General features: G+C 35.5%; 17 protein-coding genes and 1 rRNA gene (1 of these 18 running past the window's edge). 2 read left to right on the forward strand and 16 right to left on the reverse strand.

Features of this window, described 5'->3' with window-relative positions; genetic code table 11:
• The 10 genes from CGC49_RS01705 to CGC49_RS01745 all read right to left on the reverse strand — a co-directional run.
• Positions 1-737, reverse strand: a 16S ribosomal RNA gene (locus tag CGC49_RS01705); it reaches 781 nt to the left of the window's first position.
• A gap of 302 nt (positions 738-1039) precedes the next feature.
• Positions 1040-1255, reverse strand: coding sequence for a hypothetical protein (locus CGC49_RS01710; protein ID WP_095911710.1), 216 nt, complete (start codon positions 1253-1255; stop codon positions 1040-1042).
• Between the two features lie 266 nt (positions 1256-1521).
• Positions 1522-1950, reverse strand: a complete 429-nt coding sequence (locus CGC49_RS01715; RefSeq protein ID WP_095911711.1) for a hypothetical protein — start codon at positions 1948-1950, stop codon at positions 1522-1524.
• Positions 1951-1971: 21 nt separating this feature from the next.
• On the reverse strand, positions 1972-2568 hold the full coding sequence (locus CGC49_RS01720) for a lipocalin family protein (RefSeq protein ID WP_095911712.1): 597 nt from the start codon (positions 2566-2568) through the stop codon (positions 1972-1974).
• A 190-nt stretch (positions 2569-2758) separates the two neighbouring features.
• A complete protein-coding gene (locus tag CGC49_RS01725) occupies positions 2759-3268 on the reverse strand; it encodes a hypothetical protein (protein WP_157908982.1) in 510 nt (169 codons plus the stop codon).
• A 312-nt stretch (positions 3269-3580) separates the two neighbouring features.
• Entirely contained in the window at positions 3581-4141 is a 561-nt protein-coding gene (locus CGC49_RS01730; RefSeq protein WP_042007825.1) for a hypothetical protein, read from the reverse strand.
• A gap of 188 nt (positions 4142-4329) precedes the next feature.
• The gene (locus CGC49_RS11330; protein WP_255407619.1) at positions 4330-4458 is read right to left on the reverse strand and encodes a hypothetical protein; all 129 of its coding nucleotides are present in this window, start codon (positions 4456-4458) and stop codon (positions 4330-4332) included.
• 636 nt (positions 4459-5094) lie between these two features.
• Positions 5095-5841 carry a 2,3-diphosphoglycerate-dependent phosphoglycerate mutase gene (gpmA, locus tag CGC49_RS01735; RefSeq protein WP_042344794.1) on the reverse strand — a complete coding sequence of 249 codons (747 nt, stop codon included), beginning with the start codon at positions 5839-5841 and terminating at the stop codon, positions 5095-5097.
• A gap of 148 nt (positions 5842-5989) precedes the next feature.
• Positions 5990-7855, reverse strand: a complete 1866-nt coding sequence (gene yidC / locus CGC49_RS01740; protein ID WP_095911714.1) for a membrane protein insertase YidC — start codon at positions 7853-7855, stop codon at positions 5990-5992.
• A 133-nt stretch (positions 7856-7988) separates the two neighbouring features.
• Positions 7989-9629: a CTP synthase gene (locus CGC49_RS01745; protein WP_042005816.1), complete on the reverse strand. Its 1641-nt coding sequence runs from the start codon at positions 9627-9629 to the stop codon at positions 7989-7991.
• Between the two features lie 333 nt (positions 9630-9962).
• On the opposite strand from CGC49_RS01745, the gene hemH reads away from it, so the two are divergent.
• Positions 9963-10985 (forward strand): ferrochelatase, encoded by a 1023-nt coding sequence (gene hemH / locus CGC49_RS01750; RefSeq protein ID WP_095912659.1) that lies wholly within the window; start codon positions 9963-9965, stop codon positions 10983-10985.
• A 9-nt stretch (positions 10986-10994) separates the two neighbouring features.
• Positions 10995-11519, forward strand: coding sequence for a menaquinone-dependent protoporphyrinogen IX dehydrogenase (gene hemG, locus CGC49_RS01755; protein ID WP_042345396.1), 525 nt, complete (start codon positions 10995-10997; stop codon positions 11517-11519).
• 90 nt (positions 11520-11609) lie between these two features.
• Here hemG and bcp read toward each other — a convergent pair whose 3' ends face one another.
• The 6 genes from bcp to CGC49_RS01785 all read right to left on the reverse strand — a co-directional run bounded on the left by bcp (position 11610) and on the right by CGC49_RS01785 (position 19183).
• On the reverse strand, positions 11610-12071 hold the full coding sequence (gene bcp / locus CGC49_RS01760) for a thioredoxin-dependent thiol peroxidase (protein WP_042005812.1): 462 nt from the start codon (positions 12069-12071) through the stop codon (positions 11610-11612).
• A 201-nt stretch (positions 12072-12272) separates the two neighbouring features.
• Positions 12273-14168, reverse strand: a complete 1896-nt coding sequence (locus CGC49_RS01765; RefSeq protein WP_095893259.1) for an SLC13 family permease — start codon at positions 14166-14168, stop codon at positions 12273-12275.
• Positions 14169-14487: 319 nt separating this feature from the next.
• Positions 14488-15786: a Fe-S cluster assembly protein SufD gene (sufD, locus tag CGC49_RS01770; RefSeq protein ID WP_095911715.1), complete on the reverse strand. Its 1299-nt coding sequence runs from the start codon at positions 15784-15786 to the stop codon at positions 14488-14490.
• A 66-nt stretch (positions 15787-15852) separates the two neighbouring features.
• Positions 15853-16425: a DUF3365 domain-containing protein gene (locus tag CGC49_RS01775; protein ID WP_095911716.1), complete on the reverse strand. Its 573-nt coding sequence runs from the start codon at positions 16423-16425 to the stop codon at positions 15853-15855.
• A gap of 124 nt (positions 16426-16549) precedes the next feature.
• Positions 16550-17590 (reverse strand): ferredoxin--NADP reductase, encoded by a 1041-nt coding sequence (locus CGC49_RS01780; protein WP_042344968.1) that lies wholly within the window; start codon positions 17588-17590, stop codon positions 16550-16552.
• A 99-nt stretch (positions 17591-17689) separates the two neighbouring features.
• Positions 17690-19183 (reverse strand): S41 family peptidase, encoded by a 1494-nt coding sequence (locus tag CGC49_RS01785; RefSeq protein WP_095911717.1) that lies wholly within the window; start codon positions 19181-19183, stop codon positions 17690-17692.
• Between the last annotated feature and the right edge of the window lie 39 nt (positions 19184-19222).

The raw sequence follows: 19222 nt of genomic DNA on the forward strand, positions 1-19222 counted from the left end.
GGTCGTTAGTAACATGCCTTCGCAATCGGTGTTCTGTGTAATATCTATGCATTTCACCGCTACACTACACATTCCAGCTACTTCACAACTATTCAAGACATACAGTTTCAAAGGCAGTTACTCAGTTGAGCTCAGTGCTTTCACCTCTGACTTATACGCCCGCCTACGGACCCTTTAAACCCAATGATTCCGGATAACGCTCGCATCCTCCGTATTACCGCGGCTGCTGGCACGGAGTTAGCCGATGCTTATTCATACAGTACCGTCATCAATCTACTCGTAGACCTTATTCTTCCTGTATAAAAGCAGTTTACAACCCATAAGGCCGTCATCCTGCACGCGGCATGGCTGGATCAGTCTTCCGACCATTGTCCAATATTCCTCACTGCTGCCTCCCGTAGGAGTCTGGTCCGTGTCTCAGTACCAGTGTGGGGGACATCCCTCTCAGAACCCCTACCCATCGTAGCCTTGGTGTGCCGTTACCACTCCAACTAGCTAATGGGACGCGTACTCATCTTTTACCACCGTAGCTTTAATTATTTAATGATGCCATAAAATAATACTATAAGGTATTAATCCAAATTTCTTCGGGCTATCCCTTAGTAAAAGGTAGATTGTACACGTGTTACGCACCCGTACGCCGGTCTAGGGAGAGCAAGCTCTCCTTACCCCTCGACTTGCATGTGTTAGGCCTGCCGCTAGCGTTCATCCTGAGCCAGGATCAAACTCTTCATCGTTAAAAATCTTTAATATCGTAACCTTTAACAAATAAGTAATCGACTCTTAGGATAATTCTTTAAATCTTATTCTTGTGCTGTCAACAATTTTTTCAATGAACTTTATTACTCTTCGCTTTTAGCTACTAGCTAACAGCTATTAGCTCTCAAAGCGGGTGCAAAGATAATAACTTTTTACCTTTACTTCCAAATTTTTTTTCAAAATATTTTTTTTTGAACTTTTCACTTCGCGCTGTAAGCTATATACCATAAGCTAATAGCCAACTACTTTTCGAAAGCGGGTGCAAAAGTAATACTTTTTTCTAAACTACCAAAACTTTTGAAAACTTTTTTTCAAAATATTTTTTTTGAGCGTTTTGCTTTGTGCTGTAAGCTATACGCCATAAGCTAATAGCTAACTGCTTTTCGAAAGCGGGTGCAAAAGTAATACTTTTTTCTAAACCACCAAAAGTTTTGCAAAGTTTTTTTTCAAAATATTTTTTTGAGCGTTTTGCTTCGCGCTGTAAGCTATACGACATAAGCTAATAGCTAACGGCCTTCCAAAGCGGGTGCAAAAGTAATACTTTTTTATAAAACACCAAAAATTTTGGAAAGTTTTTTTTTGAAAACATTTTCACTTTTACATAAAACACTTATTATCAAATAATTAAAAACACGCAAAAGAAACTACATTAGCTAAAAACGATACCCTACACCTATTTTAAAGGCATTTAGATTAACTGTAATATCTTCATCTTTGTCATAGTCTCTCAGACCTAAATCATAACCAAGACCAAAGATAAAGTTACGATCCCGTAAAAACGATGGTTCCAACTCGAAGCCCATCGGCTTTTTTCCAAAGAGCCTTAGCTTGTTCATCTTTGTAGATAAGCCTTTTGACCTCTGATGAGCTTACTTTAACACCATCTATATAATAGCGTCTATCTATGACATTGATAAGACTCGAAATATTTTTATGTTCCTCTTGTATCTTTTCTTCATTGAAAATATCTTTTGAACCATTTTCATAACGAATAAGCAATACATCAGATTTTAACAACGTATAAACGGGGCTATTAGGATTGTCAAACTTTTTATATTTGATTTCTTTAAGTGTGATTTCCAAAACCTTCGCTTGAATATCTTCCCCTTTTTTGGTAGTAATAATATCTTGAGCGTAACTGTTTGCTACCCACAAAATACTAATTGTTAGTAAATTAAATATATGTTTCATTTGATTAAAAAATAAAGACTTTTATTGTTTTTCCATTATAATGTATCCGTTTAGAGCAACTTCAATATTATGAGGTACGTCTATACCATATTGTTGAGCTATTTGTTTTCCTTGTTCGTAGGCGGAACGTAGCTCTTGTTTCATTTCTTCCGAATAGGATACCTTTAATGTTTCCCGTGAAAGACTCTCTATTTTAAAAAATTCTACCTCATTTGAACTTCCATCATTATCCTTGGCGTATATAATGATTTTTTTATCCACAACTTTGTATTTGATGCTTCCTTTTTCTGCTAAATCATCTAAATCAATAGCCCTTCTACACCCCCTATAAACAAACTTATAATTTCCGTTGGAATAATCGAGTGCTATTTCCGGCATATAAAACACGCCTCTGAAATCGCCATTGGATAAGAACTTAAAGGTAGAACGTTTTGCACAATCTCTGGATTGTCTATCCTCGTAAGTCAAATTAGGAAGTTGTGAGGTTCGTTGTCCGTTCAATTCCCCATCTACAATACTCCAAGTGCCAACCAATTCGGTATTGATTTGTGAATCATCATCTTTACTGCAACCGATAATTCCGATTATTAAAGTTGCGATTACTAAAAATTTCTTCATTTTACTCTATAATTTATGGTAAAAAAATTAAAACTCCCCTACTCTGTTACAGGCTTTTCGGGTTACGCCTTTTTTGAATTAACAAATAACAATTTTTCAATGAACAAATTTTCAATAAGTTAATTGGTAAAACACTTGTCTAATTATTGAAAATTAATCAATTAATAACTTTTTTCAACGATGAGAATAGTTAAAATACTTCATCATTTCCTGTGATGGTAAAGTATCCCTCTCCCTCTGTAATGTAAGGGTCTCTATTTTTCCATTTACCTTCTTTACATTTTTCAGAAAGTTTATAATTAGTATATTCGCTTTTCACAAAATACAAGTATTCATAATTATATAAACCTCTCTCAGTATATGAATCATTTTTCATCATATATAGCGGATAACTACCCGCGTTATAGCCATCATCACAATAATTTTTAAAAACAATAGTTTTATATTTAAACACATATTTTTTCCCTTTCTCTATGGCAACATATACTTCTGTCACTCCCATATTAATTTTGGTTCCATTGAGTATAAACTCTGAATATCTTTCTGCATCTACAACCAGAACAAACTCTTCTCCCGCCTGTTTAACCTCATCAAGAGTTTTGTATATTACAAACTCTTCTCCTAAATTTTCTTCATCTTTTTTACATCCTGTTACCAATACCATGGCTAACAACATTAATAATAATACATTCTTTTTCATGTTTATAAAATTTAAAATTCTCCCCTACTCTCTTACAGGCTTTTCGGGTTACGCCTTATCTCAGACAATTAATAATTACGAATGACGAATGACGAATCACAAATGACAAATTGCACTGATTGTTCATTGTTCATTAAAAATTTGTCCATTCTTCTGTTGTTTATCCACCCAAGCTCTACCCAAGGTGTATCCAAGCTCGGGAGGAGGAAAGTTCAAGGTTCAAGGTTCAAAGTTCAAGGTTCAAGGTTTAAGGTTTAAAGTTAAAGGGCTGAACCTTGAACTTTGAACGGGCGAAGCCTCTCAAACCCTTGCTTATAAGTTTTTGGTTGCCTCAGTGGTATTGGCAGGTATATCGGTTGCTCGTACTACAATTTTGTCACCTGAAAGGTCTGCATTGGTTTGCGTAGCGGTATAGACCCAATCCAACCCATTATCCACTGCATTGCCTTCTTCCACCAACGAACCATCGGAATTGTAGATATGTACCGTTACAGATGCTACTTTGAAATCATCATAGGCTCTAACTTTAATGGTATCGCCTACCTGACCCGCATAGTCCGAAAGGTCAATCTGCTCAATCTTTGGAGCTTGTAACATATCGGCTACCGCTACGTTATAGGCAGTTACTCCTTGCTTTTTATCGGCTACTGATTGATATTCTTCCTTAACAGTAGGATTTTTGAGTGCCGTTTTGGCATAGATAGTTGCTTGTTGAAATTTTGCCATTTGTTCCTTTACCTTTTCGGAGGTAATCGCTTTCTTAGTAGGTTTTTGAGAAACTATCGTTTTTCCGTTACGCTGACTGAACACGAGCATATTACCTACTTTTCCACTTAGTCCGTGTGTGATGATGTTGTTTTTAGATTCTGCCATTGCTTTATGTTTTTTTTGTTAATTTCAGAAAGTTAGGGAATTAGAAAATCAGGAGATTAGAAATTAGGATTTTTAGGAATTAATAGAAAACGTTCCTTTAAGGAAAATAAAAAATCCGCTTGATGGAGATTGCTCTCCATCAAGCGGATTTATATTACAGAGTGTAGTAACTACACTATTTTGGCTGTTTAAGTGCTGTGCTGTGCTGTGCTGTGCTGTGCTGTGCTGTGCTGTGCTGTGCTGTGCTGTGCTGTGCTGTGCTGTGCTAAGGCACGTACAAATATACTGATTTTATGTGAATTACACAAGTTTTTCATAATATTTTTTTCTAAGTTAGGTGTATTTTATCTCCTATAATGAAAATAGACTTCCTAAATCTACGTTAGTGTTCAAAAAAGGAGGACAATTTTCTATAAGAGATTTTGCATGGGACAAAGCTAATTATTTTTTATTAACAAAACAATAGTTAATTCCCATGTAGAATGTTAAAATTTACATGAATATTTATTAAGTACGATGGTTAGATGTACCCAAAATTCATATAAAAACACTATTTCAAAGGATTTAATCACAACTATCCGAAACTTTTAAAATAAAAGTTTCGGATAGTTGTGATTTGTAATGAAAAAATAACCAAAACTGATAACACTTTTATATCTCAACATAAGTTTAAAGCTATCAGCAAATAATACCTAAGTAAAAAGTTTAACATTTAAAAATACTGCTATTTTCCACGACAATGAAGCAAAATTTACAGATAAAAACTTTTTGGCACCACTCCTGTCCGAAAGTTTTAAATGTCTTAGATTTATCTACAGGTTAATAATTTTAGTTAATTTTAACATAGTTAATTGATTTCCTATATTGTTGAAAAAAAATTACACTATTTCAAAAACAAAAACTTTGGAATAGAGAGAGTCCCGATTCCAAAGTTTTTCTTTTAAATTAATTTCTTACTTACTTTTTCCTTGGTTTGCAACGCTGTTAATGGCAGCTGCAATAGCCTCTTGGTCGCCTAAGTAGTAGCTTTTTATAGGTTTTAAATCAGCATCTAACTCGTAAACCAATGGCACTCCTGTAGGAATATTTAGTTTCAAAATAGCTTCTTCACTAAGTCCGTCCAAATATTGAACCAATGAACGCAAACTGTTTCCGTGTGCTGCAATAATTACGCTTTTCCCTGATTTAATAGCAGGAGCTATTTCACTGAACCAGAAAGGCAACATACGATCGTAAGTATCTTTCAAACTTTCGCCACCTGTTTTTTCTTCGGGTTGCAAGTCAGCATAACGGCGATCGTGTGAAGGATGACGTTCATCTGTTTCTTCAATGAGTGGAGGTTTCACATCGTACGAACGTCTCCATAAAAGCACTTGATCCTCACCATATTTTTCGGCTGTCTCCGCTTTGTTTAAACCTTGTAATGCTCCATAGCTCTTCTCGTTTAAACGCCAATGCTTGTGAGTAGGCACCCATAAATCGCCCATCTCTTCTAAAGCATAGTTTAAGGTTTTGATAGCTCTTTTCAACACCGAAGTAAAAGCTATGTCAAACTTAAACCCTTCTTTTTTGAGGATTCGTCCTGCTTCACGAGCTTCTTCAATACCTTGTTCTGTTAAATCAACATCTTGCCAACCTGTAAATAGGTTTAGTTTGTTCCATTCACTCAATCCGTGACGTAGTAATACAATTTTGTACATATATCTTTATCTTTTTAATTATTAGCTACTACAAAATACTCGACAAATATACCTTTTTTTTTCGAAATCACCTAAGCTAAGAAACATTTTTTGCACCAATATGCAATCTAAGTATGAAATTGATAGTTGCTACTGATTTAAGCTAAACTTATTTTTTTTGTTGAGCCTTGCGTTGAGCTTCGGCTTGTTCCATCATTTCACGCATTTTACGTTGGAAATTACTTTCCTTTTTAGGTTGTTTTTTATTTTCTTCAATACGTGCATGGATTTTTTTCTCATCAATAATCCAGTATTTGATTGCCAACATGATCAAAATAGTCAGCAAGTTAGATACAAAATAGTACAAACTCAATCCACTCGCGTAGTTGTTAAAGAAAAATAACATCATTATAGGCGACAAATAAATCAAAAATTTCATATTAGGCATCCCTGGTTGTTGCTGTTGCATACTTTGCGACATTGTCATTAAAGAATAAATCAAAATAGCAACCGATGCCAAAATTGGAAATAAACTAATATGGCTTCCATAGAAAGGAATTGAAAACGGAAGTTCCATAACAGCATCATAGGATGAAAGGTCATCTGCCCATAGGAAGCTGTGTTGTCTCAACCCAAATGCTGTTGGAAAGAAATTGAACAACGCCAAGAAAACAGGTAACTGCAATAACGCAGGAATACAACCACTTAACGGATTTACACCTGCTTTACGATATAAATCCATCGTTTCTTGCTGACGTTTCATCGGTTCTTTAAATTTCTCGTTGATTTCATTGATTTCAGGGCGTAGTACCTTCATCTTTGCCTGTGATATGTACGATTTATACACCATTGGCGATAGAAGAACACGTACAATGATGGTCATTAAAATAATAGCAATTCCTACGGAAAAATAATTAGTAAGTAAATTAAACAACGGAATAAACAAAAATTTATTGAGCCATCCGAAGATTCCCCAACCTAATGGAATTAAATCTGTAAGGTCATGATTTTCATATTGTTTTAAAACATTGTAATCACTCGGGCCAAAATAGAAATGTAATGATTCACCGAGTTCACCTCCTTTAAGTGTCAATGGTAAAGAGGCTACGTAGTCCTTAGTAAATTGAACATCTACTCCTTCATCTTTGACCAGATTTTTGGAAACAAATTTTCCCTCCGCTAAAGGAGTATCAGAGATTAAAATCGATGAAAACAAATGCTGTTTAAATGCAACCCAGTTAACATTTTTCAATTGCTCATCATCATCTCCACTTTCACTCATGCGGTCTATTTTGTCACCCTCATGCTGAACGGTCATCTGTGTGTAACGGTTTTCATACGTTACGCTTTTTTCCATACGGCGTGATTTCATAGCCCACTGTAATGCCACAGGTTTTGCACCGTTTAGTACTTCTGATAAACCTTGTGAACGCACTGAAAAATCGACCATATATCCTTCGGATTTCAACTCGTAGACATACTCTAAAAACTGATTTTCAGACACTTTCAATTTCATGGAAACTACTTTTTTACCATCTTTTTCGGTAGTAGTCGGTTCAAAATAAAGGTCCTTAGTGTCTAAGTTTTGATTTTGAGTTGTAGTGAAATTCAATGAAAATGAGGCGTTGTCATCTTGAATTAAATATAAAGGCTGTGCATCATAAGTTGTAAACTCTTTCAAGAACAACTGTTTCACTTGTCCTCCTTTATTACTGATAACCAATTTAATATCCTTATTCTCCAAAACGGTTACCCCTTCAGATGCCGATGGTAACGAAGCTGAATAAGCAAATGCTCCCAAGGTTGACTTATACTGAGCCAAAGCTACCGAATCAGTTGGAATAGTGGCTGGTTTTGTTTGAGTTGAAGTTAGTTGATTTTGACTATTTCGTTCAGCTTCCAAGCGCTCCTTTTCAGCCTCTCGTTTGGCCAATTCCTCTGCTGTAGGTTGGTTATTATAGCTCATCCACAGGAGCAACAAAAATATAATTCCAAACCCAAGAATTGTTTTAAAATCTATCTTTTTTTCTTCCATCTTTTGATTATTATCTGCTTAAAAAATTATTATTTAAAGGTTTAGCTACAAAAACTGATACAAAATGTAATTTTCAAATAGCTCTTCTTTTGGTATCTTATTCACATACGGAACGCATCCTAAGTAAGATTCCCTAAAATGAGTGTCGAGGCTCTCGACTGATTTTATTTTCCAAAGATGCTTTTACGAAAGCTATAAACAACGGATGTGGATTAGCAACCGTACTTTTGTATTCAGGGTGATATTGAACCCCCACAAACCATGGATGCTCTTCTTTTTTAAGTTCAATAACTTCCACCAAATTAGTTTCGGGATTCACGCCTGAACATTGCAAGCCTGCGTTTTCCAATTGCTCCTTATAATCATTATTAAATTCATAGCGATGGCGATGGCGTTCTGAAATAGCTTCCTTTTTATAGGCTTCATAAATCAATGTACCTTTTTTAAGTTTACAGTCCCAGGCTCCCAAACGCATAGTCCCCCCTTTTTGAGTTATTTCTTTTTGGCTTTCCATCAAATTAATTACAGGATAGTCAGCTTCAGGGTTCATCTCAGTAGAGTTAGCATTGATCAAATTAGCCTTGTGACGAGCATACTCTATCACAGCCATTTGCATACCCAAGCAAATTCCTAAGAATGGAATTTTGTTTTCTCGAACATATTTTATCGCGATGATTTTCCCTTCGATGCCTCGACCTCCAAAACCTGGAGCTACCAAAACTCCATCTAAATGACCTATTTTTTCGTGTACATTATCTTGATCAATATACTCAGAATGAATACTTTCCACATCCACACGAACTTCATTTTCTGCACCCGCATGGATAAATGATTCCAAAATTGATTTATATGAATCCTGCAACTCAACGTATTTACCTACCAAACCAATTTTGATGCGGTGCTTTGGATTTTTATGGCGTTGCAAAAACGCATTCCACTGCACTAAATTAGGTTCATTACGTGCTGGTAAATCTAACTTTTTCAGTGCTACCTTATCCAACCCTTCTAAAAGCATCATGTTCGGCACATCATAAATGGTTGAAGCATCGATTGATTGGATAACGGCCTCTCGTTTTACATTGCAGAACAGAGCTAATTTATAGCGTAAATCGTCAGAAAGTTCATGCTCTGTGCGACAAACCAATATATCAGCTTTGATACCACTTTCCATCAGGGTTTTAACACTGTGTTGTGTAGGTTTAGTCTTCAATTCACCCGCTGCAGCCAAAAATGGAACTAAGGTCAAGTGTACCACAATTCCGTTATTCTCTCCCAAATCCCATAACAGTTGTCGTACCGACTCAATGTAAGGTAAAGATTCAATATCACCAACCGTACCACCAATTTCGGTAATGACAATGTCAAAATCGCCCGTTTTTCCCAGAAGTTGCATTCGTTCTTTGATTTCGTTGGTAATATGTGGAATCACCTGAACTGTTTTGCCTAAAAATTCCCCACGACGTTCTTTTTCAATGACACTTTGGTAAACACGACCTGTTGTAACATTGTTTGCTTGAGAGGTAGGTACGTTCAAAAAACGTTCGTAATGTCCTAAGTCTAAGTCAGTTTCTGCGCCATCTTCGGTAACAAAGCACTCTCCATGTTCATACGGGTTGAGTGTTCCAGGATCTACATTGATATAAGGGTCAAACTTTTGAATCGTAACCCGATAGCCACGTGCTTGTAACAACTTAGCCAACGATGCTGCGATGATTCCCTTTCCTAAAGAAGACGTTACGCCTCCTGTAACAAAAATATATTTGGTCTTAGCCATAGCTTATTAGTTATTTCAAATTCCAACGGGCAAAAGTACGATTTTTATTTGGAAATAAAAAACAACAAAAATAGGATTCCTCCAAGCAGATTCTGCTTTAAGTGTAGCTACTAAAAAAATAATACAAACTACTCATGAAACACACAAACAACTGTAACATTTTTAGAAGAAACAAAATAATGGACTCTAAGTAGCTCATTATAAACATTTAAACAAAAAAAAGAGATAATTTTAGACTCTTCAAAAATAAAAACTATGGGAATTTCTTTTTTTTGTACAGAAAAAATCTATCTTTGCAAACTAACTATTCAAATACAATATACAATACATAAAATGAAAGGTGTACTATTAGTCAATTTAGGTTCTCCTGATTCCACGGAAGTGGGAGATGTTAAACGATATTTAGACGAGTTCTTGATGGATGAACGAGTGATTGACTTTCCTTACTTGCTGAGAAGTTTGATCGTCCGCGGAATTATTTTGCGTATACGACCCAAAAAAACAGCCGCTGCCTACAAAAAAATATGGTGGGAAGAAGGTTCTCCACTCATTGTTATCACAAAACGATTGCTGGAAAAAGTGCAAACACAAACCTCCATCCCCGTAGAAATGGCTATGCGTTACGGAAATCCGAGTATTGAATATGGTTTGAATCAATTAAAAAATAAGGGAGTTACAGATGTTCTTTTGTTGCCTCTCTATCCACAATATGCCATGGCAACCACCCAAACCATTGAGGTACTGACTGAAAAACTGGTACAAACAAAATTCAAAGGAATGAAAATCACCAAATTCCCAGCTTTTTACAACCGTACCGAATATATTGATGCTCTTGCGAAAGTAACCCAAACCTATTTGGATGCTAATGAGTTTGATCATTTATTGTTCTCGTATCACGGTGTGCCTGAACGTCATCTGTACAAAACTGTGCGTACAAAAAATCATAAAAAAATCGTTGATCACGAATATTGCTGTGCACCAGAATCAGAAGAGTCAAAATACTGTTATAGAACACATTGCTTTGAAACCACGCGTCTGTTAGTTGAAAAACTTGGATTACAAGAGGGTAACTACAGCCAGGCGTTTCAATCGCGTTTAGGAATAGACAAATGGCTGGAACCTTTTACCTCGGACAGAGTCGAAGAACTTGCTAAGAGCGGAACTAAAAAATTAGCTGTCATAACCCCAGCCTTTGTGGCGGACTGTATCGAAACACTTGAGGAAATTGAAATGGAGGCGGGTGAGGATTTCTTACATAACGGTGGTGAAGAGTTTAAAATGATTCCTTGTTTGAACGATGACGACAGTTGGGTAAGTGCTTTAGTTACCTGGATTCAAGAATGGCAGAACAAATAAATTTGAGCTATGGAAAAAATTGGAATTATTTATGCAACTGTTGACGGACATACAAAAAAAATATGCGATAGCATACACGAAGTGCTTTCTTCAAAACAAAAAGAGGTACAGTTGATACCAGTGCAAACCTTTGATGGCAACTTGCATTTTTTTGATAAAATTCTGATAGCTTCGAGCATCCGGTATGGGAAGCATCATACTGACATTCTGAAACTTATCAATGAAAACTACGCTGTATTGAATATAAAAAAAGCAGCGTTCATATCCGTAAACTTAGTAGCTCGAAAACCCGAAAAGAGTACAGAAACGACAAATCCGTATGTTGTGAAATTTCTAAAAAATATTGAATGGAAGCCTTCTGTAGTCAAAGTGTTTGCAGGAAAATTAAACTACAAAATATACGGTTTTTTTGATAGAATAATCATCAAGCTTATTATGTTTATCACCAAAGGACCTACAAGCTCCCCTACCGAAATTGACTATACAAATTGGGATGAAGTAAAACGCTTTGCAAATGATTTTGCAGAACTGTAGATAATAAGTTAAAGAACAAATAGCAAATAATCATCGTTATTTACTTATTGTCCTAACCTGAAAGTTACGGAAAGTTCAAAACAAGTTCAATTATTCTAAAAATTCTAGAAGTTGTTCTGTATGATTTTTTGTTTTAACCTTGTCGATCACATGAGTAACTACATGATTTTCATTTAAAACGAAAGTCTTTCGGTGGATACCATCAAATTCCATCCCCATAAACTTTTTAGGACCCCATACGCCAAATTGCTCAATTATTTTCTTTTCTTCATCAGCGATGAGTGGATAGCTTAATTTATTTTTAGTAGCGAAGTTGGCTTGTCGCTTTACCGAATCAGCACTCACTCCAAGCAAGGCGTATCCTTTCTGCTTTAGAATTTCATAACCACTTTCTAAACTACATGCCTCAGCAGTACACCCCGGCGTACTGGCTTTCGGGTAGAAAAAAACTATCACCTTTTTACCTTGGAAATCCGAAAGTTTCACTACATTTCCATGTTGATCAGTACCCTGAAAATCTTGAATTTGATCTCCTTTTTTTACAGTATTCATATTTTAATATTTTATGCACAATTTATTTACAAAACTGATAGTTAAAAATCACAATGAAACTATCCGAAAAAAAATGGAATTTGAATATTTCTGCCCAAAAAAACTAAAAATCAAAGAATTAAAATGAAACAACTAATTCAAACTAACTTTTACGGAAAGCCTCATTGTGATAAAATAAATTTTTATTATCTCAAATCAACATTATGGATTCAACGGGAAAATTAAAGGTAATACAAAAATCATAATAATCCCGACAATAATTTGCAACGGCAACCCTAATTTGACATAGTCCATAAATTTATAACGTCCTGCGGACATTACCAAAGCATTAGGAGGCGTAGCAAAAGGCGATGCAAACGCCAAACTTGCTGCTACAGCCACAGCAAATAAGAAAGGATATGGACTGAAATTCAAGGAAACAGCTGATTCAAATGCAATAGGAGCTAATAATACGGCTGTTGCTGTATTGCTGATAAAAAGTGTTAATACAGAAGTTGTAAAATAGATACCTGCCAATAGTATGTAAGGATTATTCCCTAAATTCTGTGCCAACATTTCAGAAACATAATGTGAGACTCCTGTCTTTTCCAATGCCATTGCCATGGGTAACATTCCTGCGATAAGTACCAAACTTTCCCAATTTATAGTCTGGTAGGCAGCTTCAACGTTTCGCAATGCTCCGGAAACAACCATCAAAATTGAAGCTATGATTACGGCCGTTACTGGTGCAATAGGAATAAAATCAAACATCATAGCTACTACCATGGCAATCATAATTACTGCTGCGATAGGCGCTTTGTGTGTCAACGTGACTTTTGAAGCCTCCTCAAGTGGATGCCCTAATACTACTAATTGACTACGTTCAGCTCCTAACTTCACAATATTGTCCCACGTTCCCTGTACCAAAAGAATATCTCCTGTATGTATTTTTTCATCTTTAATATCCTGTAAAAGATACGTATCTTGCCGTTGAATTCCCAAAATGTTTAATCCAAAGTGCTCTCGTAAACGACTTTTTTTAACAGGTACATTAACCAATTTTGAAGCAGGCATCACCAATACTTCAGCGATACCAATATCTGAGAATTTTAGCACTTCAGTTTCATCTTTGTTTCCTTTTAACTCCAGAAGTTGTAATTTGTTATCATCAATTAATTGCTGAACATCGTCTTTCTTTCCTTGAATATAAAGAATATCTCCTTCATAAATCACTGAGTTAGCATTTACTACCTCCTGATGATTACTTTCAAAAAAAGGCGCTCCTAAAGGTGATTTATGGCGTATTTCTAATATATTGATATGATATTTCTCGGTTGTATGCAACTCTTTTAAACTTTTATCGACAAAAGGAGAGTCTTTTTGAACCTGAACTTTGTACAAATTTTTCGATAGTTTATATTCTCGAACTAAATCATAAGGAGTTTTGTCGTTTTTTTCACTTCCCTCCCCTACTTTTTCTTTCTTTTTAATCAAAATTTTACTCAGCGGTATGATGACCAACATTCCTACGACCAATCCAATGACTCCCACAGAAGTGAACGAAAAAAATGTCAATTGTGGATATCCCTTTTCAATCAATACTTCATCAATAACCAAGTTGGGAGGCGTACCAATCAAGGTCATTACCCCTCCTAAACTACTAGCAAACGCCATCGGCATCAACAAGCGACTGATATTAATTTTGTTACTCGCCATAGCTAAGCTAATCACAATGGGGAGCATCAAAGCCACCGTTCCTGTATTACTAACAAAAGCTCCGATAGAAGCTGTGACCAACATTATTATTATCAACAATTTAATCTCACTATCTCCTGCCAATTTAAGAAAGTAGCTACTAATCATTTTAGCTAATCCTGTCTGAAAAATCGCCCCTCCAACAATGAAAAGCCCTAACATCATAATCACTACTGGATTAGAAAATCCTGAAAGAGCATCTTTGGGCGAAAGAATCCCAAAGGTAATTAGAAGCACTAAAGAACATACTGCAACTAAGTCGGCACGCACCTTCCCACTGACAAAAAAAACCGCGGCTACTAATAAAATTGCCAAAGTAGCGTAGGCATCAAACCCTAAAATTGTACTGCTTAACGAAATCATACTTGTATTTTTTATAATTAATTTACATAATCAGCTAATTAACAACAAATTAAAAAGAAAAAATCCCAATGTCTGCTTTATATCTTATTAAAGATGTATAAAACAAACAATGAGACTTTACCCTTTGCTTTTTATTGATATATTACTTTTCTTTGGTTCAGTTAATTTTCCTTTCATAATATGGTAGTGTTGACGATGAAAGAACAATTTTGACACCAAAGGTAATAAATATTTTTCAAAAAAACAACCCTAAAATGTACAAAAATGTAGATTTTAGGGTTATTATTTCCGCAATTTTATGATTTTCTATTTTACGGAATTATATCAAAACTCCAGTACCTAATTTAACCGAAATCATTTCACTAACACGATCCTCTAACGCAGGAATACGAACACTTTCCAAAACAGTATTTGCAAAAGCATACGTAAGTAATGCCTCCCCTTCTTTTTTCGGGATTCCGCGAGTTTGAAGATAGAAAAGTGCATCTTTATCCAATTCACCTACAGTACAACCGTGTGAACATTTCACATCATCGGCAAAAATCTCAAGCTGAGGTTTGGTATTTATGGTAGCCTTTTCCGAAAGTAAAATGGTATCGTTTTGTTGATAAGCATTTGTTTTCTGAGCGATTTTTTCTACCATAATTTTTCCGTTGAACACTCCTGCACTATTGTCGGACAAAATAGCTTTGTAATCCTGATGACTTTCGCAGTTTGGCTCTGCATGATTCACAAGTGTGTAATTATCAACATGTTGTGTACCTGAAAGAATGGTAACCCCTTTCAAAGTAGACTCCAAGCGCTCTCCATGGTGATAAAAATTAAGGTTGTTACGCGTAAGTTCTCCTCCAAAAGAAAACGTATGCACGGAAGCATTACTGTTTCCTTCTTGAGAGATATAGGTATTATCAATCATTGAAGATGTCAAACTATCATTTTGAATTTTGTAATAATCCAAAATAGCGTTTTTATCTACAAAAATCTCTGTAACTACGTTAGTTAGCACTTTTTGAGTTGATAAATTATGATGCATTTCAATGATTTTCACCTGCGCATTCTCCCCTACTTCGATAATGTTTCGAGGCTGATAACACATGGCTTTCCCTAAGTCTGTAGCAAGGAAAAGTAATTCTATTGGTTTTTCAACCACCTTATTTTTAGGAATATAGATACAAATTCCATCTTTCGAAAAAGCTGTATTGAGGGCCGTAAACACATCGTCCTTGCGAGTCTCACGATCAAAATACTTTGAGGTAAAATCAGCTGCATCCTCTGATTTTAATATCTCTCGGAATGAAGAAATCATAAAACTATCAGCCTGTACCTGAGAGAGTTCTGATGAATAAATCCCATCTACAAACACTACTTTGTGACTATCCTCTTGAATCCAAAATGGACGCACATCCTCAGATGTCAATGATGTTTGTTTTGAAACTAATATCTCAAAATCATTTTTTAACAATGTGGAAAGCGAGGTATATTTCCACGCTTCGTCTTTTTTGGTTGGAAACCCCTTTTGTTCAAAAAAAACAATTGCCTCTTGACGTTTATTTTTTAATATATCTTCCTTATTTTCAAACAATTGAAATGAATCAACCCATTTTTTCTGTAAACTCATCTACTGTGATTTTATCTTTATTATGTTAGTATTTTTTTTCAAAAACGGTGCAAATATACACCTTTTTTATTGTCTTTCAAATGTCATCTTCCACAAACCACGAAGTTCTCCCATGGTATAATTAACGGCTTTATCATTTGGATATTTATCTGCTATAACTTTCTGAACCTCAGCGGTTATATCCCCTTGAGTATTTCCGTGACAAGCCAAACAAGTAGGCATACCTAACGGAATAGCCTTGTAAAAATAGATCTTATTCTCTTCCTCCAACAGGATATGTTTAGGCTGGTTTTTGTCTCCCATCAAGGCTGTGATTTCATTCCATGCCTGAAGATCAATGTCAGTAGCTATGGCGTTATCGGAATTTCTATTTTTATTCGATAAACGCTTAATTTCAAACCTGTTGTCTGCGAATGAATTTGTCAATGGAACAGCATTTTCATTGCAAAAATCGACTGCTCCAACAAAACCTACTTCTCCAATTTTTTTAGAAACATTCATTAAAAGAAGTTTCTGAGTTTCAGTGGTTACACTATCCGCTAAAGCGATATATTCCGTCCGTTGAGCTTCCGTAAGTGGTTTAGGAGTATTAACGCAACTTACTAATAAAGCTATTAAAATAAAATACAGTTTTTTCATAAATTAGATTCTCTGTTTTTGAATGATTTGTTGTTATTTAAAAATTTGTTATTGAAATTATTACGGAAAAAATTAGCTTTTATTACTTGACTTCCGTATGTACATAGAAATAAAATATCCACCATTAATAATCAAAAGTAACTCTCACCACATCACTCATTGCGTAGGCTTGGCAGGTAAGTACCAGACCATCGGAAATTTCTTTTTCAACCAAAGTTTCGTTTTTTGCCATTTTTACCTCTCCTTCGGTCACCTTACCGATACAACTACTGCATACTCCATTCAAGCACGAGTAAGGTGCATCAACGCCTTGTGAGAGTATGGAATTAAGTAAGGTCTGATTTTTAGGGCTTTCAAAAACGATTTCTTTCCCCGAAAGTATCGAAAAAACGGTTACGTTTCCTCTCAATTGTGTAAAATCATTACTGGCAGGTTCCGCTTCAAACAATTCGGTAAAAATACGATCCTTCGTAATTCCTCGATTGAGGATATTTTCTTTAACGTTTACTACCATCTGATTAGGCCCACAAACATAGTAGCGTCCCCAATTCAAATCCTTATATTTTTCAAAAATATAAGACACTACCTGATCATTAATACGTCCCGAAAGATTGTCCCCCCACATCTCTTGGCTAAACACGTAATGTACTAAAAATCGGTCGGGATACGTGGCTCGTAAAGACTCTATTTCATCAAAAAACAAAGTCTCTTCCTTTGATTTATTTCCGTAGACGAACACTACTTTGATATTCGTTTTTGCCAAAGCCGTTTTTGCGATGCTCATCATAGGCGTTACACCACTTCCTGCGGAAAATAACATAATATCCTTATTACCAAATATATCGTAAAAGAAAACAAAAGCTCCTTTTGAAGGCATCACTTCTAATGTGTCACCTTCCTTAAGCTGGGTGGTGGCATATGTTGAAAAGATTCCGTTTGGAACTCTCTTCACCGCTACACTGAGTTCGTTCTCGTTTACGCCCGAACAAATAGAATAAGCTCTTCTTATCTTTTGATTATCAATAGTTTGCTGTAGAGTTAGATACTCCCCTGCCTCGTAGGAAAACACTTTACGCAAAAGGTCAGGCACCTGAAAGGTAATTTTCACAGACGAAGCCGTTAGCTTTTCTATTTTTGTTACGGTTAGTTGATAAAATTTGTTCATTTTAATCGATTAGCCATTGAGTTTTAACAAAGAATTCTTTAGTGGTTGCAAAAATACAACAATAAATGAACAACTTTGCTATCCTATTGTTTTTTTGTTTTATTTGTACATTTCGTTTGCTCCGAAATTGTATGTTTTTGAGTCTGCTAACGGTTTAACAGGCATCAATGGCTGAGCAGGAATTGATTTTCCTGAAGTATTGATTCCTGTGATTAACTCCAAGGCTTTTGCTAAAAATGGCTCTGTTTCTTGTCCCAACTCACCAAAGTTTGCCCAATCTTCCTCAATGGCGTGATTTGGAGTAATACCACTGGTATAGTCCCCTTCTCCATCTTTATTTACGATTTTCAACACCAAAGGTTGCATCGCCCATTTATGCTTAGGATTAACACCCTTTTTGTTGTATCCAGCAGGACTATCGTACAATGTGATTGACCCTTGATTTTTACCTGTAGTAGTTCCTCCTATTTGAATAACTTCGATATAAGGTTTTAATCCATTGATAACCAATTCACTGGCAGATGCTGTTCTCTCTGTGGTTAAAATATAAATTCTTTTCAGCCCAGAAAGACTATTTATTGGGTAACTTACACCTTCTTTTATGATTTTATCGGCAAAATAGTTAGTTATATCGCTATCTTTAAATGCTGGTTGCAATTTGTCGTTCCAACGTTCTTTAGCAAAAACGTTTTGTTTTGACAACCCTGTAATCATAGATGCTAAATACACCGCTGATGAAATTCGCCCTCCGCCATTATATCGCAAGTCCAATACCAAATCGTTGATTACTTGAGATTTAAACATGCCAAATGCCTCGTTGAGTTGTAAATCAAAATCAGCAACAAAACTATTGTACATCAAATAGCCCACTTTGTGACTTCCTTTTTCAATCACTTTTGAAATGTGTACAGGATTTTCTTTAATGCTTTTTTTCGCCATGGTAACGGTTCTGTTTTCCGAAACAATGGTTGGTTTATCATTAACTATTTTAATGCGATTGATGTCAATGACCATAGATGTTTTATCGTTGAATAACAACTGCCGATAATTGTTTATCGTAAGGGCTTGTCCATCGACCTGCGTGAAAACATCTCCACGTTTTATGCCTTTTTGTGCTGCATCCGTATCGGGAAGTACATAGCGAACAATACCTAAAACACCTCCTTGAGTTCCATAACGTGAAAGAGCAAAATCCATCCCTGAACTATATACCTGACCTGCAAAAGTTCTTTCTAATTCTTCGTAGTCATCGGTGATAAAACTAAATCTATCAATTTTCGGATAGTTGTTTAGCAATGAGTAGAAAAAATTATCAGGAGCTTGTCCTTTTTTCAGAAAATCAACATACTCTTTATTGTTAAAGTCAGTCTTCATTAAAGAAGGTGCAAAGCGAGTGTCCGCCAAGTTAGGAACATCGGCCTGCCACAGATAATATAAATTTAATCCTTTCCAAATAAAATTTTTTATCTGTAAATCTACTTGCTGCTCAGGAGTCAGTTGAGATATCAATCCTCCGTTAGGTGTATCATCAATATCTTTTTTACACGAAAAAACACTGAAAATCAACAAAGTAATAGATAATATTTTTCTCATAACATATTTTTTTACCACAAATGTAACATTTTTTTTATA

Origin of the sequence: Capnocytophaga sp. H4358, assembly GCF_002302515.1 — a bacterium.
Taxonomy (GTDB): Bacteria; Bacteroidota; Bacteroidia; order Flavobacteriales; family Flavobacteriaceae; genus Capnocytophaga; species Capnocytophaga canis.

Bases quoted from the DNA above. Each gene is read 5' to 3' on its own strand.
- CGC49_RS01775 (WP_095911716.1), bottom strand. From the start codon at position 16,425: ATGAAAAAACTGTATTTTATTTTAATAGCTTTATTAGTAAGTTGCGTT.
- CGC49_RS01745 (WP_042005816.1), bottom strand. From the start codon at position 9,629: ATGGCTAAGACCAAATATATTTTTGTTACAGGAGGCGTAACGTCTTCT.
- CGC49_RS01780 (WP_042344968.1), bottom strand. From the start codon at position 17,590: ATGAACAAATTTTATCAACTAACCGTAACAAAAATAGAAAAGCTAACG.
- CGC49_RS01715 (WP_095911711.1), bottom strand. From the start codon at position 1,950: ATGAAACATATATTTAATTTACTAACAATTAGTATTTTGTGGGTAGCA.
- CGC49_RS01785 (WP_095911717.1), bottom strand. From the start codon at position 19,183: ATGAGAAAAATATTATCTATTACTTTGTTGATTTTCAGTGTTTTTTCG.
- sufD (WP_095911715.1), bottom strand. From the start codon at position 15,786: ATGAGTTTACAGAAAAAATGGGTTGATTCATTTCAATTGTTTGAAAAT.
- yidC (WP_095911714.1), bottom strand. From the start codon at position 7,855: ATGGAAGAAAAAAAGATAGATTTTAAAACAATTCTTGGGTTTGGAATT.
- CGC49_RS11330 (WP_255407619.1), bottom strand. From the start codon at position 4,458: ATGAAAAACTTGTGTAATTCACATAAAATCAGTATATTTGTACGTGCC.
- CGC49_RS01725 (WP_157908982.1), bottom strand. From the start codon at position 3,268: ATGAAAAAGAATGTATTATTATTAATGTTGTTAGCCATGGTATTGGTA.
- CGC49_RS01730 (WP_042007825.1), bottom strand. From the start codon at position 4,141: ATGGCAGAATCTAAAAACAACATCATCACACACGGACTAAGTGGAAAA.
- CGC49_RS01710 (WP_095911710.1), bottom strand. From the start codon at position 1,255: ATGTCGTATAGCTTACAGCGCGAAGCAAAACGCTCAAAAAAATATTTT.
- hemH (WP_095912659.1), top strand. From the start codon at position 9,963: ATGAAAGGTGTACTATTAGTCAATTTAGGTTCTCCTGATTCCACGGAA.
- CGC49_RS01720 (WP_095911712.1), bottom strand. From the start codon at position 2,568: ATGAAGAAATTTTTAGTAATCGCAACTTTAATAATCGGAATTATCGGT.
- gpmA (WP_042344794.1), bottom strand. From the start codon at position 5,841: ATGTACAAAATTGTATTACTACGTCACGGATTGAGTGAATGGAACAAA.
- hemG (WP_042345396.1), top strand. From the start codon at position 10,995: ATGGAAAAAATTGGAATTATTTATGCAACTGTTGACGGACATACAAAA.
- bcp (WP_042005812.1), bottom strand. From the start codon at position 12,071: ATGAATACTGTAAAAAAAGGAGATCAAATTCAAGATTTTCAGGGTACT.
- CGC49_RS01765 (WP_095893259.1), bottom strand. From the start codon at position 14,168: ATGATTTCGTTAAGCAGTACAATTTTAGGGTTTGATGCCTACGCTACT.